This is a genomic window from Paracoccus sp. 08, from assembly GCF_024105395.1.
GTDB lineage: Bacteria > Pseudomonadota > Alphaproteobacteria > Rhodobacterales > Rhodobacteraceae > Paracoccus > Paracoccus marcusii.
This window is the reverse complement of record NZ_WEKR01000070.1, coordinates 15,526-39,066: the sequence shown is the minus strand read 5'-3', so window position 1 is coordinate 39,066 and position 23,541 is coordinate 15,526. Positions and strand designations below refer to the sequence as shown.

The window sequence follows — 23,541 nt, the reverse complement described above, 5'->3', positions numbered from 1 at the left end:
AAGGGCGGGCGGATGCAGCAGACGGTTCGATTGACGGCGGCGCAGGCGATGGTGCGCTGGCTTTCGGTGCAGATGACCGAGGACGGAGAGCGGTTCATCGACGGTGTCTGGGCGATCTTCGGGCATGGCAACGTGGCCGGCTTGGGTGAGGCGCTGCACGGGATCGGCGACGATCTTCCGACCTGGCGCGGCCAGAACGAACAGACCATGGCCCATGCCGCCATCGCCTTTGCCAAGGGCCATGCCCGCCGGCGGGCGCAGGCGGTGACGGCCTCGATCGGGCCGGGGGCGACGAACATGGTGACCGCTGCGGCCCTGGCGCATGTGAACCGCCTGCCGCTGCTGCTGATCCCGGGCGACGTCTATGCCTCGCGCCGCCCCGACCCGGTGCTGCAGCAGGTCGAGGATTTCGGCGACGGCACGATCAGCGCGAATGACTGCTTTCGCTCGGTCGTGCGCTATTTCGACCGCATCACCCGGCCCGAGCACCTGCTGACCGCCCTGCCCCGCGCACTGCAGGTGATGACTGATCCGGTCGACTGCGGCCCGGTCTGCCTGGCCTTCTGCCAGGACGTGCAGGCCGAGGCCCATGACTGGCCCGAGGCGTTCTTTGCGCCCCGCGTCTGGCGCATCCGGCGCCCCGCGCCCGACGCGGCCGAGCTTGCCGATGCGGCGGCGATGATCCGTGCGGCCGAGGCACCGGTGGTGATCTGCGGCGGCGGCGTGATCTATTCCGGCGCCGAGGATGCGCTGGACGCCTTTGCCACCCGGTTCAACATCCCGGTGGTCGAGACGCAGGCCGGCAAGTCGGCCCTGGCGCAGGATCACCCGATGAATTTCGGTGCCGCCGGGGTCGACGGCTCGGCCGCGGCGAATGCGGCCCTCCGCGCCGCGGACCTGGTCGTCGCGGTGGGCACGCGCCTGCAGGATTTCACCACGGGTTCGCGCACCCTGTTCCCGCAGGCGCGGCTGCTGGGGATCAATGTCGCGGCCCATGACGCGGCCAAGCAGGGCGGGGTCGGTCTGGTGGCCGATGCGCGCGTGGCGCTGCAGGCGCTGTCGGCCGAGCTGGGCGATCTGCGCTTTGATGCCGCCGATCCGCAGGCGCGTGCCGGGTGGCTGGCGGCGGTCGATGCCCATTGCGGCAGGCCGGCCGACGGGCTGCCGACCGACGCGCAGGTAATCGGCGCCGTGCAGGCGGCCGCGCCCGACGGCATCGCCATGTGCGCCGCCGGCACCATGCCCGGCGCGCTGAAGCTGCTGTGGCAGGCCAGCCGCCACGGGTATCACATGGAATACGGCTATTCCTGCATGGGCTACGAGATCGCCGGGGCGATGGGCCTGAAGCTGGCCCGCCCCGCACGCGAGGTGCTGTGTTTCGTCGGCGACGGCAGCTACATGATGGCCAACAGCGAGTTGGCCACGGCGGTCATGCGGCGCGTGCCCTTCACGGTGATCCTGACCGACAACCGCGGCTATGGCTGCATCAACCGCCTGCAGGCGCATACGGGCGGGGCGGCGTTCAACAACCTGTACGCCGATTGCCGGGTCGAGGCGCAGCCGCAAATCGACTATGTCGCCCATGCGGCCAGCATGGGGGCCCATGCGGTCAGGGCGCGCGATCTGGCCGATCTGCAGGATCAGATCGCGGCCGCGCGCGGTCGCGACATTCCCACCGTCATCGTCATCGAGACCACCGCCCGGCCCGGCCCTGGCGACGGGCTGGAGGGCGCGGGCCAGTTCTGGGACGTGGCGGTCCCGGCGGTCGGGGGCACGGAGACGCTGAAGCAGGCCTATGCGCGCTATCTGGAACAGATCGCGCATCAGGCCACGATCAACTGAAGGCAGGACCATGATCCTCTATGGCACCAACCCCATTGCCTGGGCGAATGACGACGACACGTCCATCGGCGCCCATATCCCGACCGAGCAGATCCTGCGCCAGGCGGGCCCCGAGATCGGCTTTGACGGGATCGAGAACGGTCACCGCTGGCCGGACGATCCGCAGGCGCTGAAATCGCTGCTGGCGGAATACGGGCTGCGCTTTATCTCGGGGTGGTATTCGACCGAACTGCTGACGCGTTCGGTCGAGGACGAGATCGCCGCCGTCCAGCCGCATCTGGCCAAGCTGAAGGCGAACGGCTGCCGCGTCTGCATCGTCTGCGAATGCTCGAACACGGTGCATGGACGCGCCGATGTCGCGGTGAACGACCGCCCCCGACTGAGTGCCGAGGAGATGGCGGCGTTCGGCGCACGGATCGAGGCCTTTGCCGCCTATCTGGCCGGCGAGGGCGTCACGCTGGCCTATCACCATCACATGGGCACCGTGGTCGAGAGCCCGGAGGAGATCGACGCCATCATGGCCGCGACCGGTCCCGCGACGCACCTTTTGTTCGATGCCGGCCACTGCACCTTCGGCGGTGGCGACCCCGAGGCGGTGCTGCGCCGTCACGCCGCCCGCGTCGCGCATTTCCACGCCAAGAACATCCGCCGCCCGGTGACCGAGCACGTGCGGGCGGAAGGGCTGTCCTTTCTGCAGGCGGTGATGGCGGGGGCCTTCACCGTGCCGGGCGACCCCGAGGGGGCGATCGATTTTGTGCCATTGCTGCGCATCCTGGCCGAGGCGGATTACGACGGCTGGCTGGTGATCGAGGCCGAGCAGGACCCCGTCCAGCGCGACCCGCTGCACTATCAGGCGATGGGGCTGAGGGCGCTGCGGGCGGCAGCGGCGGAGGCCGGGCTGGACCGGGGCGACAGCGCCGCGGGTCGCGGCTGAGGGGGCCGGCCCCCATCCCGTTCCGGGATTCCCCCGGGGTTTTTGGACAAAGAAGAAGCGGATGCGGATGCAGAAGGAGGCATAGATGGCGGACCTGTTGAGGCGGCCGTTCGGGACGCATAGCGAGGTACATCGCATCACGCCGGAGAGCGCCGGGTGGCGCTATGTCGGCTTTGCCCTGCACCGTCTGCGTGCCGGAGAGCGTGTGGCGGAGGCGACGCAGGCGCGCGAGGTGATCCTGGTAATGGTCGAGGGCCGCGCGTCCGTTCGGGCCGCGGGGCAGGACTGGGGCGTCCTGGGCGACCGGATGGATGTCTTCGAGAGGATGCCGCCGCATTGCCTTTATGTCCCGAACGGACAAGACTGGACGGCCGAGGCGGTGACCGACTGCGTCATCGCGGTCTGTTCCGCGCCCGGTCATGGCGGACACGCGGCACGGCGGATCGGGCCGGACGGCATCACGCTGACGCAGCGCGGCGAGGGCAGCAACACCCGCTGGATCAACAACATCGCCATGGAGGCCGAGGACTGGTGCGACAGCCTGCTGGTCACCGAGGTCTTCACCCCCGCCGGCAACTGGTCGTCCTATCCCAGCCACCGTCACGACGAGGACGATTTCCCCCGCATCACCTATCTGGAGGAGACCTATTACCACCGCCTGAAGCCCGCCCAGGGCTGGGCGGTGCAGCGGGTCTATACCGACGACGGCAGCCTGGACGAGGTGATGGCGGTGCGCGACCATGACGTCGTCCTGGTCCCCCGCGGCCACCATCCCTGCGGCGCCCCCCACGGGTTCGAGCTGTATTACCTGAATGTCATGGCCGGGCCCCGCCGCAACTGGCGTTTCGTCTCCGCCCCCGAAATGGAGTAGGTCGGATGACCGCCCCCCGCAGCGTTGATCCGCGCCCCCGCCCCTTTCAACTGGCTGCCTGTGCCGAGATGCTGTGGCCGGACCGGCCCATGGAATGGCGCGCCGCACGCCTGACAGAGATGGGGCTGGGCGTCGGTCTGTGGAACTGGGACAGCCACGACCTGGACAAGCTGGCCGGGGTCGGGGCGCGCTATACCATCATGAACGGCTATCTGCGCGGCCGTCTTGCGGATGCCGAAGGGGCAACGATGCTGCTGGCATCGGCCGGGGAGGCGATAGAGGTCGGCAAGCGGCTTGGCGTGGCGCGGCTGAACCTGCACGGGACGGGCCTGGGCGATCACGGCATCCCCCTGTCCCGGCACGAGGTCGTCAGCGGCGCGATGTGGCTGCAGGCGCGCGACACGTTGAACCGCATCTGCGATCTGGCCGAACGGGAGGGCGTCGTCTTCACGCTGGAGAACCTGAACCAGCGCGACCATCCGGGCTGCCCGTTCGCATCGACGGGCGACGTGCTTGCGCTGGTCTCGTCCATCGACCGGCCCCAGCTGCGCATCAACCTGGACCTGTATCACACCCAAATCGGAGAGGGCGACCTGATCCGCTGGTGCGAACGCTGCCTGCCCTGGATCGGAGAGATCCAAGTCGCCGACAATCCGGGCCGCTTCGAACCCGGCACCGGAGAGATCAGCTTTGCCGCGATCGCGACCGCGCTGGTGCGAATGGGCTATGACGGGCCCGTCGGGATGGAGGCGTTCGCGCAAGGCGACAGCGATGCCGCCGTCGCGGCCTTTGTCAGCGCGTTCACGCCCGCACCCGCCGTATCCCTGGCCTGACGATCGTCGGGATCGAACCTGGTTGGGGACGCGCCGGCTTGCCCTTAGGCCGGCGGTCTGCACCTCCTCGTCTAGCGAAGCCAGCGGACCGTGACGTCCGATCCGATCGGCGTGATTAGCGGACTTGGGGCCACGCACAGGTCCTTGAGCGATAGCACGCCAATTCGCTTGGACAGCGCCCTGCCCTTGGCGCCGGTTGGCAAGGCCCGCAGGCGCGGGCCCCGTGGATGGACGACAGCGCGTCCGGGTCGGATCAGCGCGACAGGTCGATCAGGATCTTCAGCTGCGTGCCGGCCGGGTCCAGAAGCCGGTCGAACCCTTCGGTGATCGCCTCGTCCAGGCCGATCCGCCGTGTCACCACCTTGGCGGCGGGAAGCGCGCCGGACGCGATCATGCCCGCCACGCGTGGCCAGTAATGCGTGGGATAGGCCCAGCTGCCCCGCAGGTCGACATCCTTGAAGGTGACCGCGAACCAGTCCAGCGGGTTGTCATGCGGATGCAGGCCGGTCTGCACGACCACCCCCTGCTTGCGCACCGCGTCCAGGCAGGCCTTCAGTGCATGTTCGTTGCCCACGCATTCGATCGCCACGTCACAGCCCACGCCGCCCTCGGTCGCCGCGCGGACCGCGTCGCCGACCGACGCCTTGGTCGGGTTCAGCGTGACCACGTCGGGCAGCAGGTCGCGCACCAGCGCCAGCCGCGTCTCGTTCGGATCGGAGACGAACAGCCGCACGGCGCCCGCCGCCCGCGCGGCCATCAGCGTCAGCACACCGATGGGCCCCGCCCCCGTCACCAGAACGGAAGACCCGGCAAAGACCCCGCCCCGGTCGCAGGCATAGACCGCGACGGCCGCGGGCTCGATCAGGGCCACGGCCTCGTCGGGCAGATCGTCGGGGATCCTGACGACGTTGTAGTCGTTCAGCAGTGCGCGTTCCGCCATGCCGCCCGAATGCCAGGACAGACCCGCCAGGGCCAGCTGGTCGGACAGGTGGAACAGCCCACGATCGGCATAGTAATCGCCCGACCGGGGCATGATCAGCGGCTGGACGGACACGCGGTCGCCGGGGGCCACGTGGGTGACGCCCGCACCCACGGCCTCGACCACGCCGCCGAATTCGTGGCCCAGCACCTGCGGGCCGTGGGCGCCGGTGAAGGCATGTGGCTCTTTAGGGACGAAGATCGGGCCATAGGCGTATTCGTGCAGGTCGGTGCCGCAGATTCCGCAGAAGGTGTTGCGGATCAGGACCTGACCCGCGGCGGGGTCGGCGGGGGCGTCGATCTCCTCGATGCGCAGGTCGCGGGCGGCGTGGAAACGCAGGGCTTTCATGGGATGCTCCGTTGGGAAAGGGGATCAGCGATAGACCAGGCCGCCGTCCATGATGACGCATTGGCCGGTCATGTAGTCGCTGTCGGGGCTGGCCAGATAGGATACCAGGCGGGCCACGTCCTCGGCGGTCTGCGACCGGCCCAGGGCGATGCCGCCCACGAAGGCGTCGAAGGTCTCGCCGACCTTGGCGCCGGTGACCTCGGCAAAGCGGGCGTCGATCTGGGTCCACATGTCGGTGCCCACGACGCCGGGGCAATAGGCGTTCACGGTGATGCCCTGGGCCGCGAACTCCTTGGCCGCCACCTGGGTCAGGGCACGGACCGCGAACTTCGTCCCGCAATAGGCGCCCAGCATGGCATAGCCCTCGTGCGCCGCGATGGAGGCAGCCGAGACGATCTTGCCCGTCCGCCCCTTGGCCTTGAACTGCGCGGCGGCGGCCTGGATGCCCCACAGGACGCCCTTGACGTTGACGGCGTGGATGCGGTCCATCTCGGCCTCGGTGATGTCGGCGATGGGCTGGACCTGCGCGATGCCCGCATTGTTGATCATCACGTCGAACCCGCCCAGATCGGCCTCGGTGCGGGCGACGGCGTCGATGACGGCGGCGCGGTCGGTCACATCCAGTCGGATCGTCGCCACGGGGCCGTCGATGGTGGCTGCGGCACGGTCCAGCGCGTCCTGGTCCAGATCGGCCAGCGCCACGGCCAGCCCGTCGCGCGACAGGCGCTGTGCGATGGCCAGCCCGATCCCTCTGGCGGCGCCGGTGACCAGCGCCACCCTGTTGTCGGTGGTCATGATATCTCTCCTTGGGAAAAGGCGGCCCGGTGGGGTGCCGGGCCGACGCAGGTCAGGACAGGTGATGCACCTGCTGCAGCCCGTGGACGGGGGTCTCGATCCCCTCGGCCCGCGCCTTCAGCTGCAGGGCCAGGTACAGCGAGTAATGCCGCGACTGGTGCAGGTTGCCGCCATGGAACCACAGCCCGGGCTGCTGGGTCGGCTTCCACATGTTGCGCTGTTCGCCCTCCCAGGGACCGGGGTCCTTGGTGGTGCCCGAGCCCAGGCCCCAGACCTTGCCCACCTTATCGGCCACGTCCTGCCCGATCAGGTCTGCGGCCCACCCGTTCATCGACCCGTATCCGGTCGCATAGACGATCAGGTCGGCGGGCAGCTCCTCTCCGGTGTCCAGCAGGACGCCGTTCTCGGTGATCTCGACCAATTGGCCGTGGGCCAGCTTGATCTTGCCATCGATGATCAGCTGGCTGGCGCCCACGTCGATATAGTATCCCGATCCACGGCGCAGGTACTTCATGAACAGGCCGCTGTCATCGTCGCCGAAGTCCAGCTTGAACCCCGCCTTTTCCAGCCCCGCATAGAAATCGGCGTCGCGTTCGCGGATCTGGTTGTACAGCGGGATCTGCCACTGGTGCATGATCCTGTAGGGCAGCGACGCAAAGATCAGGTCGGCCTTTTCCGTCGTCATGCCGCCCGCAACGGCCTCCTCGGAGTAAAGCGCGCCCAGACCGATCTCCATCAGGCTGTCGGATTTCACGATATGGGTCGAGGATCGCTGGATCATCGTGACATCGGCGTCATGTTCCCAAAGCGCAGCGGCGATGTCATGGGCCGAATTGTTCGACCCCACGATCACGACCTTCTTGCCGGCATAGGCATCGGGGCCGGGATGCTTGGACGAATGGTGCTGCTCGCCCTTGAAGCGGTCCATGCCGGGAAAGTTCGGGACGTTCGCCTTGCCCGACATGCCGGTGGCCAGGACCAGCTCCTTCGGGTGCAGGGTGACCTGTTCCCCGTCGCGGTCCACCACCACCGTCCATTCGCCCTTTGCCTCGTCATAGCGGGCCGACTTGCAGGTGCTGCGGGTCCAGTAGTTCAGCTCCATCACCCGCGTGTACATCTCCAGCCAGTCGCCGATCTTGTCCTTGGGGGCAAAGACGGGCCAGGTGTCGGGGAACTTCAGATAGGGCAGATGGTCGTACCAGACCGGGTCGTGCAGGCACAGCGATTTATAGCGGCGCCGCCAGCTGTCGCCGGGCCGGTCGTTGGTGTCGATGATGATCGCGGGCACACCCAGATGCCGCAGCCGCGCGCCAAGCGCGATGCCCCCCTGCCCACCGCCGATGATCAGCGTGTGGGGCTGGCGCGAATATCCCAGCTCGGCCGCCTCGGCCTCGCGCTCCTCGCGCCAGCTGGGGCGGTTCTTGCCGGCGCCGTGCTTGGCGCCCATCGGGCGGGACGGGCCCTTGGCCTCCTCATGGCCCTTCAGCTCCTGCAGGGCGGTCAGCAGCGTCCAGATGCGCCCGTCGCGCAGGCGGACCAGGCCATAGCCGCGGCCCACCTTCGTCTCGAAGGTGAACCAGGCGGTGACGACGCCGTCCTCCTCTCCGACGGGCTCGGCGGGATCGACCCGCCAGCCGGTCGGTGCGATGTGGCCCAGTTGCGCCCGCAGCATGTCGGCCACCTGGTCCGGCCCCTCCAGCGTGCGGATGTTCCAGGTAAAGCTGACCAGGTCGCGCCAGTGGCAATCGGTTGCGAACAGCGCCTTGGCGCGGTCGATGTCGCCCGACTCCAGCGCCTGGCCCAGATCGTCCAGCACCGCCTGCGCGCGCTGTTCGGCTGTGGTGTCCAGCATGATGGTTCCTCCCTCAAATCGGTCTCCCGAAGCGGAGGGTGCAGGCCGTCACCCGGTCGCGCACAGCAAAATCGACCGCCGCGGCGCGGCAATCGCATGCCGCGGCGCAACACCGTTGCGTGCGCAACGCGCGCGCAACATCACCCTAGGGCGCGCAACCGGCGCAGGACCGTGGACCGGTTGACCCCCAGCCTGCGCGCCGCCAGCGCCATGTTCCCCCCGCAGGCCGCCAGCACCTGCTGCAGGTCATCCTCCGGCACCCCGGCGGGTGCCGCGGCCTCCAGCAGCGGCGGCGGCAGATCGTGGCTGTCGATCACCCGCCCCTCGGCCAGCAGGGCCGCGGCCTGAAGGGTGGACGCCAGCTCGCGCAGGTTGCCGGGCCAGCGCCGCGCCTTGAGGTCGGCCCGCGCCCGCGCCGACAGCCGCAGCCCGTCGGCGGATGCCGCGCGCAGCAGGCGGTCCAGCAGCCAGTCCAGATCCTGGCGCAGATGCAGCGGCGGCAGGTCCAGCGCGGCCCCCGCAATGCGGAAGAACAGGTCCGCCCGGAACCGCCCGTCGCGCACGTGCTGGCCCAGATCGCAGCGCGTCGTGGCGATCACGCGCAGCTTGCACCCGGCCAGCGACCGCAGCAGCACCGCCTGCGCGGCCGTGTCCAGATCCTCGACCCCCTTGAGGAACAGCGTGCCTTGCCCGTCCGCGGGCAGCGGCGCCTGCCCCTGTCCGCAGCCCGCACAGTCGAAGACGTGAAAGGGCGCGGCATCCCTTCGGCACATGTGGATGGCGCGGGCCAGCCGCTCCTTGCCTGTGCCGGTCTCGCCGCGGATCAGCAGCGGCACCGCGCTGTCCGCCAGGCGCGCGGCACGTTCCAGCAGCGCCTGCATCGCGGGGTCGGGACCGGCAAGGCTGGACAGCCCGCCGGGCAGCAGCGGCTGGCCGCGCGGCTTGCGGGCAGCTTGGGGCGCGATGGCATGACCGAACAGCGCCCGGCCGTCGCGCAGGCGGATCACCCGATCCTCGGTCGGGCGGCCGCGCATCAGGTCGGGCAGGTCGTCCACCGACAGGTCGGTCACCTGGTCCAGCCGCTGGCCCAGCAGCGCGGTTCCCGGCGACAGCGCGGCCTGGGCCGCATGGGTCAGGCCGATGATCCGCCCCGCCCCGTCCAACGCGATCGCGGCCTCGGGGTCCACCTCCAGGAATTCCGGGCTGGAGGACAGGCGCAGCACCCAATCGCTGCGCGTCATCGCCATCAGGTTCGCCATCTCGACCCGCCGGGCCGAGGTGCGCACCAGGTTCATCGCCAGGTTCTGGCTGGCCTTGGGCTGGGGCGACCGCAGCAGCGACACGTCCAGCACCGCCGCCAGCTGACCCGAGGTGTCGAAGATCGGCGCCGCCGTGCAGGACAGCGGCGTGTGATGCAGGTCGAAATGGTCGCTTTGATGGATCGTCACCGCCTCGCCGGTATAAAGGCAGGCCCCGACGCCGCAGGTTCCGGCCAGATGCTCGGACCAGTCCGACCCCAGGTACAGGCCCGCCGCGCGCAGGTCGTCCTGGAACCGCGTGTCGCCGAAGAAGTCCACCGTCACGCCCTTGGCATCGGCCAGCAGCAGGACATAGTTCTGCCCCGCCACCTGCCGGAACAGCGCGCCCAGTCCCGACCGTGCGATGGCGATCAGGCGTTCGGACTGTTCGCGATGGCTGCGCAGCTCCGTCTCGGTGACGATATGCGCCGGAGAGGGCTTGGACGGGTCCAGGCCGTAACGTTCGATGCAGCGTCGCCAGCTGGCCTGCACGACGCTGTCGCGCCCGGTCGCCTGTCCCTGCAGCACGCGGTCGATCTCGTCGACATGGTCGATGTCGCGCATGGCCCTCCCTCGCCTTGCGGCAGCCCTCCCGATCAACGCACAGCACGGCCGCGCTGTCCATACGACCTAAGACAGGCGCGCGACTGCCGCCGGACGATCCTGTCCTAGGCTGCGGTTGCGGTCGAACCGACTGCCTAACCTCCGACGGATGCATCCATGTGGAATGTCGATCCAATCAAGACCCCTGTGACACAAGTCACGTGTCTCTCCATGCCCTGCCCGGCGTCCTGAACAGGACAGTCAAGTTGACCGCAGCCATTACGCTGCTGCCGGCGTCGGCGGCCTGCAGCTTCGCGATGGCGGTCATGGGGATCCCGACGTCAGCGACCTCGAACATCCTCGCCATCTTCAAGGATGCGATTATGGCCCCGTTGATCATCTGCGTGCTGCTGCTCGTCGGCTGCTTCAAGGACACAGAACCGGCGATCCTGATCCTTCCTCCATCCTACAGTTCACCGCGCAGAAGGTCAGCCAAGACGCCTTGGACCGCAGCATCATCGTGATATTCGATTACGACATGTCCACGACCACCAAATCGGCCTGCTTGTCGAAGCCAGCGTTGTCTGCGTCTAGGGGATACTGCCGTTCACGCACGTGTGCTGTCGCGTCTCCCGCTTTTAACGGTGCTGGCGATGGTCAACTATCTGCCTGGGTACCCGTCTTCCAAAGCGAAAATGGTGCCGCCGCCCCAGCCCAGGACCTGACCGACCGATCACCCGCAGGGTGACCGATGACCGGCTGCACCAACTCGACCGCCAGCCCCCTTAGGCGTCCTGCTGCGCGGCGAAGTCCAGGACATAGCACGTGCCCGGCTGCGCGTCCCGCCATTCGGACCGGCCGCGCAGCTGGCGCGCCATTCCCGCGATCAGCGTCATGCCCAGGCTGCTGGCCTCGGCCGCGTCGAAACCGGCCGGCAGGCCCCGGCCCCGGTCGCAGACCGTCAGCCGCAGCTGACCCGGATCGATGACGCGGATGGTGACCTGAACGGACCCACCACCCTTGGAATAGGCATATTTGAACGCATTCGTTACCAGCTCGTTCGCCAGCAGGGCCAACGGGATCGCCTGGTCGGTGACCAGCTTGACCGGCGCAAAGTCGCATTCCAGGGACAGCCCCGGCCCGGCCGCCTCGCGCAGCTGAGTGCACAGCGCGCCCACGAACGGGGCAAGGTCGACCATGTGGACCTCGTTCGCGCGCCACAGTTGGTCGTGCACCTGCGCGATGGTCATGACGCGTCCCTGGGCGTCGTCCAGAACCCGCGCCAGCCCCGGGTCCGAGATCGCGTGACGCTGCATGCCAAGCAGGCCCGCGACCATCGCAAGGCTGTTCTTGACGCGGTGGCTGATCTCTCGGGTCAGGATCTCCTGATGGGTCAGGGCGTCCTGCAGCCGGACTTCGCTGGCGCGCAGCGCCTCCTCGACCCGGTGCCGTTCCAGCGCCACCCCGATCAGGTTGGCGAAACCCTGCAGGAAGGCCAGGTCGGCCGGGCTGAACCACCCCTCGTTCGGGCTGTCCACCTCCAGAACGCCGTACCGGTCGCCGTCGCCCTGGATCAGCACGTTGATCGCGCGCCGGATGCCGTGTTCCGCCAGCAGGCTGGGCGTGCGGAACCGCGTTTCCTTGGACAGGTGGTTCGAGATGACCGGCTCTCCGGTCTGAAAGGCATAGCCCGTCGGGCTTTCCGCGTCGGCACCGACGCGGGCATGCCCCACGACCCCGTCCCTCCAGCCGACTCCGGACTTGACCAGAAAGCGGCCCTCGGCAGGCAGGTATTCCATCACCTTGCAGAACTGGCTGTTCAGGCCAAGCGCGCAGACGCGCGACGCCTCCTGCAGCATGTCGGTCACGTCACGGGCGCGCAGCGCGTATTCCCCAAAGGCGGCCGTCAGCTTCTGCTGGCGCAGGCGATAGGCCAACTCCTCGGCGACATCGCCGCATTTGGCAGGCGCGGCGGCCCGGGAGTTCCGATGGTCCTCGTCCATGGCGTTCCCTCTCTCTGTTCCGGCCCGATCTGCTGAACGGTCCGGCAGCGCATGCGGTGAACAGGGCGGTCATGCGGGCTGATGGCCCTGCCCCGCCGGTGCAACGCATCAAGGCATAACACCCTCCCGCCCAAATGGCTGCATCCGATCGTCCCCGGCCCGGTCGCTGGACGCCTCAGGACCCCGGCGCGTCCTGTCCGGTCAGGACCTCTGCCAGCAGCGGGTTGGGAAAGCGGCGCTGCAGCGTCACGGCATAGAACGTCTCGCTGATGCCTCCCAGCTGCGCGGCCTCGATCAGGGTGCCGGCCTGCAACTCGTCCCGCACGACGATGGGCGGGATCACGGCCAGACCGGCACCGTCGCGCGCCAGAAGACGCAGCATCGCCATGTCGTCCGCTTCGGCGGCGATCAGCGGCACGATGCCCGACCGGGCCATCAGCGCGTCGAAATCGGCACGCAGGGCGGTTTCCGGCACCGGCAGGACCAGCGGTTCCGACCGCAGCAATTCGTCCGGCGACCGGCCGCTGCCCACCAGGCGGGGCAGTCCGATCAGGCCGACGGGCTGGTCGGCAAGCCGGTGCACCAGCCACAGGCTGGCCGCATCGCGCGCCGGGGCGTGGTTCGTCAGCACCACGTCCAGCGCCAGGCCCTCCAAGCCGCGCAGCAGCTCGGCCTGCATCCCCGACCGCAGCACCACCTCGACATCCGGGCGTCCGATCAGCGGGCGCAGGAACTGCATCTGGAAATTCCGCGACAGCGTCGCAAGCGCCCCGATCCGCAGCGCGCGGCGACCGCGCCCCGTCTCGCGCAGGGTGGCGGACAGGTCGTCCGCGGTCCGAAAGATCGCCTCGGCATGATCCAGCGCGATGCGGCCGGCCTCGGTCAGGACCAAGCCGCGGCCGCGCCGTTCGAACAGGTCGTGGCCCAGGGCCGCCTCCAGCACGCGCACCTGCGATGACAGGGCCGATTGCGACAGGTTCAGCCGCCGCGCGGCGCCTGTCAGCGTGCCGTCCAGCGCGACGGCCCGGAACAGGCGCAGGTGAGGAAGGTTCAGCATCGTTCGACCTGACAGAACGTTTTGCCACAGAATATGTAATTTTCAGAAGCATGGCCAGAGGCTATCCGACAGGGACCCTTCCATCGGAGCCCGCGCCATGATCCTGCCGCTGACATTCTTCGGACCCCTCCTGCTTGTTGCCGCCGCGGTGCCGACCCGCGCCCGATCCGTTCCGCGCCTGGCCGAGGCCGCGGGCCTTGCCGCCCTGGCGCTGGCGCTGATCGGCACGGTGCAGCTTCTGCTGACCGGGCCGCAATCGCTGACGCTGGCGCCGGGCATCCGCCTTGGGCTGGACGCGGTCGGTGCGACAATTTCCGTGCTGGTCGCCTTCGTAGGCTGGATCGTCCTGCGCTATTGCCGCAGCTATCTGGTGGGCGAGGCGCGCGCCGCACGGGCGCAGGGCGGCATCCTGGTGGCGCTGGCCGCGGTGCTTGTCCTGGCGATGGCGGGCGATCTGATCCTGATCGCGCTGTGCCTTGGCGTCATCGGCATCGCGATGCGTGACCTGCTGCTGTTCTATCCGGACCGTCCGGCCGCACGCCGCGCCGCGGCCAAGTTCACCTGGGTCTGGTGCGCGGGCGATGCGATGCTGGTCGTGGCGGTGGTCCTGACCTGGGTGGCGTTCGGCACGACCGATCTGGCATCGATCAATGCGGCCGCGACGGCCGGCCCGCTGCCCCTGGCCGCGAAGGGCGCGGTGGCCGCCCTGGTTCTGGTCGCGCTGCTCAAGACGGCGGCCTTTCCCGTGCAGGGCTGGCTGACCGAGGTGATGGAGGCGCCGACCCCCGTCTCGGCGCTGCTGCATGCGGGGATCATCAACGCGGGCGGTCTGCTGCTGATCCGCACCGCCGATCTGGTGCAGGCGGTCCCCGGCGCCATGGCGGCGCTGGTCCTGCTGGGCGGCCTGTCGGCACTGTTGGGCGCGATGGTCATGCTGACGCAAAGCGCGGTCAAGACGGCGCTGGCCTGGTCCACCGTCGCCCAGATGGGGTTCCTGCTGCTGCAATGCGGGCTGGGCCTGTGGACGCTGGCGCTGCTGCATGTCGTGGCCCATTCGCTGTACAAGGCCCATGCCTTCCTGGCGTCGGGACAGGCGGTCCGGGCGGTGGCGGCGGCCCGGCGGCCCGGCCCGGTCGCGGTGCCCGGCGCGGGTGCGGTGGCACGCGCCTTCGGGATGGCGCTGGTCCTCTACGCGGTCGTCGCGCTGGTCTTCTCGGCGATCGGCGGGACCAAGTCGGCGCAGGCGCTGGCCCTTGGCGCGATCCTGATCTTCGGCACGGCCTATCTGGTGGCCCAGGGCCTGGCCGATGCCGCACCCCGCGCGCTGACGCAGCGCACCGCGGTGGCCTCGCTTGCGACGGCCACGGGGTATTTCGGCTTTCACCTTCTGGCGGACAGGCTGTGGGGGTCGTCGCTGCCGCTGCCGCCGGTCCCCGGCGCGCTGGAATGGGCACTGATCGCGCTGGTGTTGGTCTCGTTCGGGCTGATCGCGGTCGCACAGGCCCTGTTTCCGCTGTGGATGCATCATCCGGCGACGGCCGCCCTGCGCGTCCACCTGGCCAACGGGCTGTACATCAACGCCCTCTTCGACCGGATGATCGGCGGATTCCGCATCGCCCGGCCCAACTGATCCCCGACATCGTCCCCTGCGGAGGCTTTCATGTTCCTTGACCGTTCCAACCTGATGACCGATCACGCCGCCGGCCTGCTGGGCGCCGCGACGGCCGCCGCGGCCGCGATCCCGCCGGCCTTTCCACTGGCGGCGACCGTGGCCGTCAGCCCGTTCCTGGGCCAGACCGACGACGACCTGCCCCAGGCCGCCGCCCGGCTGACCCGCGTCGCGGGCCTGTCGCCAATCCGTCCGCGCGAAGACTTCCGCGCCGTGGTCGCCGCCGGTCGCATCAGCGACGACGACCTGGCGGCGGCGTTGATCGCCTGCGCCTCGCCGCTGAAGCCGGTGGATCTGGCCACGCTGAAGCTGCGCCTGAACGCCCCGGCCCCCGCGCCCAGGGCGCTGCCGACGCTGGCCGATCTGGCCGCACGCCGCCACGGCATCGACTGGCCCCAGATCATCGCCCGCAGCATCGGGCTGTGGGCCGCGGGCCGGTTCGATCAGGGGCAGGCGCTGTGGACGCCCGCCCCCGGCCTGGGCGCCTTTGCAGCGTGGCGGGAATGGGCGGTCAACGACCTGACCCCCGAAATCGTCGGATTGCGGGGGTTCTGCGCGCATATCGCCGCCGCGCCCGACACGCCCGACCGGGCCATCCTGCGCGCCGCGGCCAGCCTGGGCCTGACGCCCGATACCGCCCCGACGGCGTTTCACCGGCTGCTGGTCGATCTGGGGGGCTGGGCGCAGCACGCGCGCTGGCTGTCCTGGCAGGCCGAACAGGCGGGCGGCACCGACACCACGCTGACCGACCTGCTGGCGATCCGGCTGATCTGGGAGGAGGCGCTGCTGGCCCATGCCCCCGATCTGGCCGAGGGCTGGGCAGGCATCGTCCGGGACCATGCCCGGCCCCTGGAGCCGTCGCCCGACCAGGTGGTCGACGCGATCCTGCAGGAGGCATCCGAACGCGCCTATCAGCGCGGGCTGATCGCGCAACTGTCCGCACCGCGCCCGGCCGCCGCACGTCCGGCCCTGCAGGCGGTATTCTGCATCGACGTGCGGTCCGAGGTGTTCCGGCGCGCGCTGGAAAGGGTCGCCCCCGATGCCGAAACCTTGGGCTTTGCCGGGTTTTTCGGCCTGCCGCTGGCCTATCGGCCGCAGGGCAGCGACCTGGCCGAGGCGCATCTGCCCGTGCTGCTGGCCCCGTCGCTGTCGGCCCGCGACCGCACCACCGACGACGCCGAGGCGCATGCCCGCATCGTGGCCCGCACCGCCCGGGCCTGGGACCGGTTCCGGCAGGCGGCCGTGTCCTCCTTTGCCTTCGTCGAGGCAGCCGGCCCGCTATACGGGGTCAAGCTGTTGCAGGGCGCGCTTGGCCGGGCCAAGACGCCCGCTGCCACCGCGGCACCGCACCTGTCCGCGCCGATGGACCCCGCCGAAAAGGGGGCAATCGCGGCCGGCGTGCTGCGCGCGATGGGGTTGGTGGGGGGGCAGGCGCGGGTCGTCCTGCTGGTCGGGCATGGTGCGTCGGTGACGAACAATCCCCATGAAAGCGCCTATCACTGCGGCGCCTGCGGCGGGCGCAGCGGAGAAGTCTCGGCCCGTGTGCTGGCGGGTCTGCTGAACGATCCCGACACCCGTGCCGCCCTGCCCGCCCACGGCATCGCGCTGCCCGACGACACGCTGTTCGTGGCCGCCCTGCACGACACCACGACCGACCGCGTGACGCTTTTTGCCGACGACGCCCCGGCCGGCCACGCGCCCGACCTGGCCCGCATGACGGACTGGCTGGCCGCCGCAGGCGCCCTGACCCGGGTCGAGCGGGCAGAGCGCCTGCCCGGCGCGACGCCCGCGACCATCGCCGCCCGCGCGACCGATTGGGCCGAAACACGCCCCGAATGGGGGCTTGCCGGCTGCGCGGCCTTCATCGCCGCACCGCGCGCCACCACGCGCGGCTTGGACCTTGGCGGGCGCGTCTTCCTGCACAGCTATGACCGGGCGCTGGACCCCGACTTCAAGGTGCTGGAACTGGTCCTGACGGCCCCGGTCGTCGTGGCCAGCTGGATCAGCCTGCAATATTACGGCTCGACCGTGGCGGCCCCCCTGTTCGGCGGCGGCAACAAGCTGATCCACAACGTGACCGGCGGCATCGGCGTCGTCGAGGGCAATGGCGGGCGGCTGCGCGCGGGTCTGCCATGGCAGGCGGTCCATGACGGCACCCGCCCCGTGCACGATCCCCTGCGGCTGACGGTGATGCTGGACGCGCCGACATCGGCCATCGATGCGGTCTTGGCCCGCCATCCACAGGTCGCCGCGCTGTTCGACAACGGCTGGCTGCATCTTCTGACGCTGGAGGCCGGGCGCATCGACGCGCGCTATCACTCCCGGAACGGTTGGCGCAGGGAGGGCGCATGACGGTCCCCTCGGCCGCGGACGGAAACCAGGGCGGCGCGTAACGCTGTTCCCCCCGGCCGCAGCGATGATCACCGCGGTCAGCGTGCCGCACCGGCGATGGCGGACGTTCCACGTTCGATCCATGGACTACGGGCCGCCGTTTGATCATGCGGCGGCCTGTCCTGCCCTGTTGCCATCAGCTTCGGTGCGCATTGCCGGTGGCGGGAATGATCGGCGCGCGAATGACCCTTCCGGGCGTCAGTTCAAAAAGACTCAGCGACGCACCATCGGGTCGAGTGCAGGTCTGCGCTCCGGTTCGTCCGACAGCCCGTGCCGCTACGCGCGGGCGGACGGCGGCCGCGGGGGACAAGGGTCGGGGCATTCCGACGGACCTTTGCGTTTCCCTGTACCGGACCTTGGTACGATCCGCAGGGATCGCGGATATGGTTTCATGCAGGGGTGTTCAACGGCCGCAGGACGGCCCCCGTTGCGGAGAGATACGATGATCCCCACCATTCACATGACGAACCGCCCCTTTCGGATGCGGCTGGCGGTGCTGCTGCTGGCGGGCGCGGCGATTGCCGCCCCCGTATCGGTCCGGCTGGACCCGGATGCGGGCCTGCGGCTGACATCCGCGATGGCCTTCGCCAAGGACGGCGACCGGGGCGGTGACGACAGTGGCGGGCGCGGTGGCGATGATCGCGGCGGTGACGACCACGGTGGTCGCGGTGGCGACGATCACGGCGGACGCGGGGGCGACGACCACGGCGGGCGCGGCGGCGATGATCGTGGGGGTGACGACCACGGCGGCCGGGGGCAGGGTCGCGATGACGGGCATTCGGACGATCACGGCGGGCATGGCCGTGGCCGCGACGACCGTCCGTCGGGCACGGCGGGTGGCGGCACGGTCGGCGGGGGTGCCGCGGGGTCGCGCCCGACCGAGATCGAACGCTCTGCCCGCGGGATCGAGGTCTCCTATGCCGACGGCTGGCGCGAGGAGCTGGAGAACGGGCGATACGAGCTGAAGGACGCCCAGGGCCGCACCGTCGTCGAACGGCGCGCCACGACCGAGGACATGCAGCGTCTGTCCGAGTTCAGCCGCTGATCCCGGCCACCCCACCGAATGGCGCAACGCTAGCCGTTGCGCCATTCCTTTTGCGCCAGAAGCGCGGCCTCGGTCCGGTTGCGCAGGTGCAGCTTCTGCAGGATCTGCGTCATGTGGTGTTTGACCGTGCGTTCCTGCACGTCGGTGCGCCGCGCGATCTCCTTGTTGGACAGGCCTTCGGACACCAGCCGCAGGACCTCCTCCTCTCGCGGGGTCAGCAGGTCCAGGCCATCGCGGGACGAGGGCACGGGGCTGCGCATCCGCGCCAGCATCCGCGCCGCCAGCGACGGGGCGACGTGGCTTTCGCCGTGCATTACCCGTTCCAGCGTGGCGACCAGTTCGGCACCGCCGATGCCCTTCAGCAGATAGCCCCGCGCGCCCCCCTCCAGGGCGGCAAAGACCGCGTCGCCGTCCTCTGACACGGTCAGCAGGACCATCACCGGCGCGGGCTGCAGCAGGGCGATGCGTTCCAGCGCCCAAAGCCCGCCCTGCGGCATCGACAGGTCCAGCAGCACCAGGTCCGGCGCATGGCTGCGCGCCGCCTCGACCGCCTCGGCGCCCGAGGCGGCGGTGGCCACGACGGCAAAGCGGCCGCTTTCCTGCAGCGTGCGCGCGACGCCTTCGCGGAACAGCGGATGATCGTCCGCCACCACAACCCGATGCCCGCTCATGTCTCGACCTCCATCCACAATTCCGTGCGCCCGGAGCGCCGCTCCAGTCCAAAGCGGCCGCCAAGCGATTCGACCCTGTCGCGCAATCCCTGCAGGCCCAGCCCCGGCGCGTGGTCCGCGGCAGGACCCGCACCCGCATCCGCAACCGTCAGGCGCAGCATCCCCGCCCCGCCCTGCAGGCGCACCACGACATCCGCGCCGCCGGCATGGCGGGCGGCGTTGTTCAGCCCCTCCTGGACAAAGCGATAAAGGCAGATGCGCAGGCCCGGCGTCAGGGGCGGCGCTCCGTCCGTCTCAAGCTGCACTGCGACGGGGGCCGGAACGCGCGCCTGATGCGCCTCGACCGCCAGGCGCACGATCGCCTCGGCGGGCAGATGCGCCAGTTCCGGCAGGACCAGGCCCTTGGAGATCTGGCGGATCTCGGCCATCGCGCGGTCCAGCGCCTGCTGGATCGCGGCCATCTCGTCCGGCGCCGGGGTGGGGGTGCGCGCAAGCGCATCCAGCCGCAGCCGGGCATAGGCCAGGTCCTGGGCCGGCCCGTCATGCAGGTCGGCGCCGATCCGGCGCAGGCCGCCCTCGGTCGTGGCGGCGGCGCGACCGGCGGCCTCTTGGACCTGCAGGCGCAGCAGGTCGTTGCGCTCGGACAGGCGGCGCATGTCGGCCAGCCGGCGGTCCAGGTCGCGGCGCTGGCGGTCGATGGTCCGGCTGCCCTGGCGCACGATGGCGTAAAGCACCAGCCCCAGGGACAGCCCGCCCCCGCCCACACCCGCAAGCGCCGTCAGACGCGCGGCCTGCAGGTCCGCCTTGAGCGCGGGATCGGCGACATAGAGTTCGGCGACCGCGATGATCTCTCCGGTCCAGTCGGCGCGGATGGGGCTGTAGATCTCCAACAGCGGCATCCCAAGCGCGTGTTCGGCGCGGTCCTCCTCTTCGGCGTCATCCTCGAAGATGGCGGCGATGCGTCCCGCCCAGGCCTGGGCCAGCTCCTCGGACAGGGGGAACGTGCGGCCGATCAGGTCGGGGTCGGATGCCGCGATGATCAGCCCGCCCTGCGTCCAGACCTTGTAGGACAGGATGCGGCCGCCCATCTCGGTCGCCGGCAGAACCTCGGACAGGGCGCGTCGCATGGCGGGGGACGGGGCGGTTCCGGCGACGTGATCCTCGACCAGCGGGTGCAGGAAACTGTCCATGTAAAGCGCCGCCGCCGTCGCCGTATTGCGGACCACCACCTGCCGGATCCGGTCCGTCAGAAGCCACGCGGCCAGCGCCATGAACACCGCCAGGACCAGCCCGCCCACGACGGCAAAGCGCGTGGCCAGGCTGGCCTTGGTCCAGAATGCAGGGGTCGCGTCGCGAATGGTCATGCCGGACCATCGCCGGTTTGCCGCGCCGTGACTACTGGACGCAGGTACAGGTCGGATGGCGGAGCGGCATCGGATCGTCGGGCATGGCGGGACGGCAACACCCGTGGTCCGCAACCACGTCAGGCCGCCTCCGAAGACGGGTCGCCCTGTTCCGGCACGATCCGCAGGGCGCGCAGGGCGTTCAGGATCACGGCCACGTCGATCACCTCCTGCAGGATCGCGCCCTGCACCGGGGAGAGATGGCCCAGGGCAGCGGCGATCATGCCCAGGCCCGACAGCCCGATCCCGGCCACGACGCTTTGCAGCGCGATGCGGCGCGCGCGCTGCGCGATCTCGATGCCGGGCAGCAGCGGGTCCAGCCGATCGACCAGCAGCACGACNTCCGCCGCCTCGGCCGAGGCGGCGGCCCCGCGCGCGCCCATCGCCACGCCGATATCGGCGGCGGCCAGCGCGGGGGCGTCGTTCACCCCGTCGCCCACCATCATCACCGGGCCCGATCCGCGTGCGGACAGGACCAGCCGGACCTTGTCGTCCGGGCTTAGCCCGGCCTGCACATCGTCCAGCCCAAGCCCGCGCGTGACCGCCATCGCGACCGCGCGCCGGTCGCCCGTGGCCAGCAGGATGCGCCCGATCCCGCGGCGGCGCAGCCCGGCCAGCAACGCGGGCATGCCCGGCCGCAACGCGTCCGCCAGGACCAGGTGCCCCGCCAGGACGCCATCGACGCCCAGGGACACGACCACCGCGCCTTCCTCGCGCAGGGGCGCGTCCGTGGGCGCAAGGCCCAGCTGGGCCAAGACGAAATCGGTGCCGCCCACGACGACCGCATGACCGTCCACGATGCCCGCCACGCCCTCGCCCGGGGTTTCCACCACCGCCGCAGGCACCGGCAACGGCGCCCCCACTGCTGCCGCGACGATGGCCTGCGCGATCGGATGGCCCGAGGCCTGGTCCAGCGCCGCGGCAAGGCGGATCATCTGGTCGGGCGACAGGCTGCCCGTCGGTTGCATAGACACGATCCGGGGGCGGCCCTGGGTCAGGGTGCCGGTCTTGTCCAGGATCAGCGTGCGGATGCCGGCCAGCGCCTCCAGCGGCTTTGCGCCCTTGATCAGCACGCCGAAATGCGCCGCCCGCGACAGCCCCGCGACTAGGGCCACCGGCACGGCCAGGATCAGCGGACAGGGCGTTGCCACGACCAGGACCGCCACCGCCCGGATCGGATCGCCCGTGACCCACCACGCGGCGGTCGCCAGGGTCACCGTGACCGCCAGGAACAGCATCGCGTACCGGTCGGCCAGACGCGCCATCGGCGCCTTGGACGCGTGCGCGGTCTCCACCAGGCGGACGATGCCGGCATAGGTGCTGTCGGCGGCGCGACGGGTGGCGCGCAGGTCGAACGCGTCGCCCAGATTGGTCGACCCGCTCATCACCTCCTGGCCCTGTGTCCGGCGCAGGGGCAGGGATTCGCCGGTCAGCGCCGACTGGTCCAGCAACGCGCCCGGACCTGCCACCGTCCCGTCCACCGGGGCGACCGCGCCCTGCCGGATCAGCAGCAGGTCGCCGGGCCCGATCCGGTCCAGCGCGACCTCGACCAGGCTGTCGCCCCGATGCAGGGTCGCCGTGCGGGGGACGCGGGACAGCAGGTCGGTCATCTCGCGCCGGGCGCGGCCTGCGGCAAAACCCTCAAGGAACGTGCCGCCGGAATACATCAGCGCGACCACCGCGGCCGCCAGCGTCTCTCCGAAGATCAGCGCGGCGGACATGGACAGCGCGGCCACGATGTCCAGCCCGACCTCTCGGCGCGCCAGGCTGTGCAGGATCTGGGCCAGCAGGACCGCCAGAACGGGGATCACGCCTGCGCCGAAGGCAAACGCCGCCGCATCGGGCCGACCCGCCACCAGCAGGCCCAGCCCGCACAACAGGCCCAGCACCGCAACCGCCAGCAGGGCGACGTCGGCGCGGTCCGCAAGCATGGCCTTCATCATCGACACGCCCCGTTGATCGCGCCCCTGCCCCGGATGCTACGCCCGAACGCGGCCCTGTCAAAGCGTTCGCGCAGGCACCGCCTGCCCGCCGGGGTTGTAAGGTTGCTGCAAGGTCCGCCGGCCACTGCTGTGCGCATCGAAACACCCGTGACGGAGAGATCCATGCGTACCCCCCTTCTTGCCCTGATGCTGGCCGGACTGGCCTTTCCCGCCCTGGCCGCCGATCGCTGCGACGTGGTCCAGGCCGACTGGCGCCCGGTTGAGGAGCTGACCGCCGCGCTGACCGCGAAAGGCTGGACCGTCAGCAACGTCAAGACCGAGGACGGCTGCTATGAGGTCTATGGCCACGACCAGGACGGCAAGCGCGTCGAGACGTTCTTCGACCCCGCCACCTTCGAGGCGGTGGGCGATGACGACTGACAGGGTGCGCGTGTGGGACGGCTTCGTGCGGCTGTTCCACTGGTCGCTGGTTGCGCTGATCGCGGGGGTCTGGTTGACCGCCGAGGGGCCCAAGATCGTGCACGAGCGCATGGGCTATGTCATCGCGGCGCTGATCGCGGCGCGCGTGATCTGGGGGCTGATCGGCCCCCGCCATGCCCGCTTCACGGATTTCGTCCGCGGGCCGCGCCCGGTGCTGGCCCATCTGCGCGACCTGCGGGCGGGCCGCGAACGCCGCTATCTGGGCCACAACCCGGCGGGCGGCGCGATGATCGTGGCGCTGCTGCTGACGGTCGCGGGCACCGCGCTGACGGGCTGGCTGCAGACGACCGACGCGTTCTGGGGATCGTCCACGATGGAGGAGGTCCACGAAGTTCTGGCCACGCTGATCCTGGTGCTGGCGTCGCTGCATGTCGCGGGCATCCTGGTCGAGAGCCTGCGCCACCACGAGAACCTGGTTCTGTCGATGCTGACCGGCAAAAAGCGCCCCCTCTCCGACAGGGACCGCGGCTGAGGCGTGGCGCCCCGGCCGCGGCCACCGTGCCCCGCAGCATCGTCGCGCGATCCACACCGATTTGATTGTGGCCGGCATTGTGCCGGCCAAGCATCCGGTCGGCCGGGGGGCC

19 protein-coding genes are annotated in these 23,541 nt (G+C 70.2%); 10 read left to right on the top strand and 9 right to left on the bottom strand.

The window, feature by feature from the left end:
- Positions 1 to 12 precede the first annotated feature (12 nt).
- From iolD to GBO37_RS18285, 4 genes are all read left to right on the top strand, one after another.
- Positions 13 to 1,842, top strand: a complete 1,830-nt coding sequence (gene iolD / locus GBO37_RS18300) for a 3D-(3,5/4)-trihydroxycyclohexane-1,2-dione acylhydrolase (decyclizing) (RefSeq protein ID WP_252930357.1) — start codon at positions 13 to 15, stop codon at positions 1,840 to 1,842.
- 10 nt (positions 1,843 to 1,852) lie between these two features.
- A complete protein-coding gene (gene iolE, locus GBO37_RS18295; RefSeq protein WP_252930345.1) occupies positions 1,853 to 2,776 on the top strand; it encodes a myo-inosose-2 dehydratase in 924 nt (307 codons plus the stop codon).
- 85 nt (positions 2,777 to 2,861) lie between these two features.
- Complete coding sequence (iolB, locus tag GBO37_RS18290; protein WP_252930343.1) at positions 2,862 to 3,647, top strand: 5-deoxy-glucuronate isomerase; 786 nt, start codon at positions 2,862 to 2,864, stop codon at positions 3,645 to 3,647.
- Between the two features lie 5 nt (positions 3,648 to 3,652).
- Complete coding sequence (locus tag GBO37_RS18285; RefSeq protein WP_252930342.1) at positions 3,653 to 4,480, top strand: TIM barrel protein; 828 nt, start codon at positions 3,653 to 3,655, stop codon at positions 4,478 to 4,480.
- A 253-nt stretch (positions 4,481 to 4,733) separates the two neighbouring features.
- Here the strand turns inward: GBO37_RS18285 and GBO37_RS18280 are convergent, their stop codons facing one another.
- From GBO37_RS18280 to GBO37_RS18265, 4 genes are all read right to left on the bottom strand, one after another.
- A complete protein-coding gene (locus GBO37_RS18280) occupies positions 4,734 to 5,807 on the bottom strand; it encodes a 2,3-butanediol dehydrogenase (RefSeq protein WP_046001560.1) in 1,074 nt (357 codons plus the stop codon).
- Positions 5,808 to 5,831: 24 nt separating this feature from the next.
- Positions 5,832 to 6,602 (bottom strand): acetoin reductase, encoded by a 771-nt coding sequence (locus tag GBO37_RS18275; RefSeq protein WP_046001559.1) that lies wholly within the window; start codon positions 6,600 to 6,602, stop codon positions 5,832 to 5,834.
- Between the two features lie 52 nt (positions 6,603 to 6,654).
- Positions 6,655 to 8,454, bottom strand: a complete 1,800-nt coding sequence (locus GBO37_RS18270; RefSeq protein WP_252930340.1) for an NAD(P)/FAD-dependent oxidoreductase — start codon at positions 8,452 to 8,454, stop codon at positions 6,655 to 6,657.
- Positions 8,455 to 8,594: 140 nt separating this feature from the next.
- Positions 8,595 to 10,316 carry a sigma-54-dependent Fis family transcriptional regulator gene (locus GBO37_RS18265; RefSeq protein ID WP_045982510.1) on the bottom strand — a complete coding sequence of 574 codons (1,722 nt, stop codon included), beginning with the start codon at positions 10,314 to 10,316 and terminating at the stop codon, positions 8,595 to 8,597.
- Between the two features lie 158 nt (positions 10,317 to 10,474).
- On the opposite strand from GBO37_RS18265, the gene GBO37_RS21490 reads away from it, so the two are divergent.
- On the top strand, positions 10,475 to 10,819 hold the full coding sequence (locus GBO37_RS21490; RefSeq protein WP_371927631.1) for a TRAP transporter large permease subunit: 345 nt from the start codon (positions 10,475 to 10,477) through the stop codon (positions 10,817 to 10,819).
- 261 nt (positions 10,820 to 11,080) lie between these two features.
- On the opposite strand, the gene GBO37_RS18255 is transcribed toward GBO37_RS21490, so the two are convergent.
- Positions 11,081 to 12,298, bottom strand: coding sequence for a sensor histidine kinase (locus GBO37_RS18255; RefSeq protein WP_252930336.1), 1,218 nt, complete (start codon positions 12,296 to 12,298; stop codon positions 11,081 to 11,083).
- A gap of 175 nt (positions 12,299 to 12,473) precedes the next feature.
- Positions 12,474 to 13,355, bottom strand: a complete 882-nt coding sequence (locus GBO37_RS18250; protein ID WP_252930334.1) for a LysR family transcriptional regulator — start codon at positions 13,353 to 13,355, stop codon at positions 12,474 to 12,476.
- A gap of 97 nt (positions 13,356 to 13,452) precedes the next feature.
- Between GBO37_RS18250 and GBO37_RS18245 the strand changes: the two genes are divergently transcribed.
- The 3 genes from GBO37_RS18245 to GBO37_RS18235 all read left to right on the top strand — a co-directional run bounded on the left by GBO37_RS18245 (position 13,453) and on the right by GBO37_RS18235 (position 18,460).
- Positions 13,453 to 14,985: a proton-conducting transporter membrane subunit gene (locus GBO37_RS18245; RefSeq protein ID WP_252930332.1), complete on the top strand. Its 1,533-nt coding sequence runs from the start codon at positions 13,453 to 13,455 to the stop codon at positions 14,983 to 14,985.
- Between the two features lie 54 nt (positions 14,986 to 15,039).
- Positions 15,040 to 17,376 carry a YbcC family protein gene (locus GBO37_RS18240; RefSeq protein ID WP_371927633.1) on the top strand — a complete coding sequence of 779 codons (2,337 nt, stop codon included), beginning with the start codon at positions 15,040 to 15,042 and terminating at the stop codon, positions 17,374 to 17,376.
- Between the two features lie 481 nt (positions 17,377 to 17,857).
- The gene (locus GBO37_RS18235; protein WP_252930328.1) at positions 17,858 to 18,460 is read left to right on the top strand and encodes a hypothetical protein; all 603 of its coding nucleotides are present in this window, start codon (positions 17,858 to 17,860) and stop codon (positions 18,458 to 18,460) included.
- Between the two features lie 29 nt (positions 18,461 to 18,489).
- Here GBO37_RS18235 and GBO37_RS18230 read toward each other — a convergent pair whose 3' ends face one another.
- The 3 genes from GBO37_RS18230 to GBO37_RS18220 all read right to left on the bottom strand — a co-directional run bounded on the left by GBO37_RS18230 (position 18,490) and on the right by GBO37_RS18220 (position 22,474).
- Entirely contained in the window at positions 18,490 to 19,131 is a 642-nt protein-coding gene (locus GBO37_RS18230; RefSeq protein WP_252930326.1) for a response regulator transcription factor, read from the bottom strand.
- Positions 19,128 to 20,495, bottom strand: a complete 1,368-nt coding sequence (locus tag GBO37_RS18225) for a sensor histidine kinase (protein WP_252930324.1) — start codon at positions 20,493 to 20,495, stop codon at positions 19,128 to 19,130. The genes GBO37_RS18230 and GBO37_RS18225 overlap by 4 nt, the downstream gene beginning before the upstream one ends.
- A 119-nt stretch (positions 20,496 to 20,614) precedes the next feature.
- Positions 20,615 to 22,474: a heavy metal translocating P-type ATPase gene (locus GBO37_RS18220; protein ID WP_252930355.1), complete on the bottom strand. Its 1,860-nt coding sequence runs from the start codon at positions 22,472 to 22,474 to the stop codon at positions 20,615 to 20,617.
- Between the two features lie 165 nt (positions 22,475 to 22,639).
- Between GBO37_RS18220 and GBO37_RS18215 the strand changes: the two genes are divergently transcribed.
- Positions 22,640 to 22,897 carry a PepSY domain-containing protein gene (locus GBO37_RS18215; RefSeq protein ID WP_252930322.1) on the top strand — a complete coding sequence of 86 codons (258 nt, stop codon included), beginning with the start codon at positions 22,640 to 22,642 and terminating at the stop codon, positions 22,895 to 22,897.
- Positions 22,887 to 23,429: a cytochrome b/b6 domain-containing protein gene (locus GBO37_RS18210; protein ID WP_252930320.1), complete on the top strand. Its 543-nt coding sequence runs from the start codon at positions 22,887 to 22,889 to the stop codon at positions 23,427 to 23,429. The genes GBO37_RS18215 and GBO37_RS18210 overlap by 11 nt, the downstream gene beginning before the upstream one ends.
- Positions 23,430 to 23,541: the final 112 nt, after the last annotated feature.

Coding starts and splice junctions, on each gene's coding strand:
- iolD (WP_252930357.1), top strand. CDS start 13: ATGCAGCAGACGGTTCGATTGACGGCGGCGCAGGCGATGGTGCGCTGG.
- iolE (WP_252930345.1), top strand. CDS start 1,853: ATGATCCTCTATGGCACCAACCCCATTGCCTGGGCGAATGACGACGAC.
- iolB (WP_252930343.1), top strand. CDS start 2,862: ATGGCGGACCTGTTGAGGCGGCCGTTCGGGACGCATAGCGAGGTACAT.
- GBO37_RS18285 (WP_252930342.1), top strand. CDS start 3,653: ATGACCGCCCCCCGCAGCGTTGATCCGCGCCCCCGCCCCTTTCAACTG.
- GBO37_RS18280 (WP_046001560.1), bottom strand. CDS start 5,807: ATGAAAGCCCTGCGTTTCCACGCCGCCCGCGACCTGCGCATCGAGGAG.
- GBO37_RS18275 (WP_046001559.1), bottom strand. CDS start 6,602: ATGACCACCGACAACAGGGTGGCGCTGGTCACCGGCGCCGCCAGAGGG.
- GBO37_RS18270 (WP_252930340.1), bottom strand. CDS start 8,454: ATGCTGGACACCACAGCCGAACAGCGCGCGCAGGCGGTGCTGGACGAT.
- GBO37_RS18265 (WP_045982510.1), bottom strand. CDS start 10,316: ATGCGCGACATCGACCATGTCGACGAGATCGACCGCGTGCTGCAGGGA.
- GBO37_RS18255 (WP_252930336.1), bottom strand. CDS start 12,298: ATGGACGAGGACCATCGGAACTCCCGGGCCGCCGCGCCTGCCAAATGC.
- GBO37_RS18250 (WP_252930334.1), bottom strand. CDS start 13,355: ATGCTGAACCTTCCTCACCTGCGCCTGTTCCGGGCCGTCGCGCTGGAC.
- GBO37_RS18245 (WP_252930332.1), top strand. CDS start 13,453: ATGATCCTGCCGCTGACATTCTTCGGACCCCTCCTGCTTGTTGCCGCC.
- GBO37_RS18240 (WP_371927633.1), top strand. CDS start 15,040: ATGACCGATCACGCCGCCGGCCTGCTGGGCGCCGCGACGGCCGCCGCG.
- GBO37_RS18235 (WP_252930328.1), top strand. CDS start 17,858: ATGATCCCCACCATTCACATGACGAACCGCCCCTTTCGGATGCGGCTG.
- GBO37_RS18230 (WP_252930326.1), bottom strand. CDS start 19,131: ATGAGCGGGCATCGGGTTGTGGTGGCGGACGATCATCCGCTGTTCCGC.
- GBO37_RS18225 (WP_252930324.1), bottom strand. CDS start 20,495: ATGACCATTCGCGACGCGACCCCTGCATTCTGGACCAAGGCCAGCCTG.
- GBO37_RS18215 (WP_252930322.1), top strand. CDS start 22,640: ATGCGTACCCCCCTTCTTGCCCTGATGCTGGCCGGACTGGCCTTTCCC.
- GBO37_RS18210 (WP_252930320.1), top strand. CDS start 22,887: ATGACGACTGACAGGGTGCGCGTGTGGGACGGCTTCGTGCGGCTGTTC.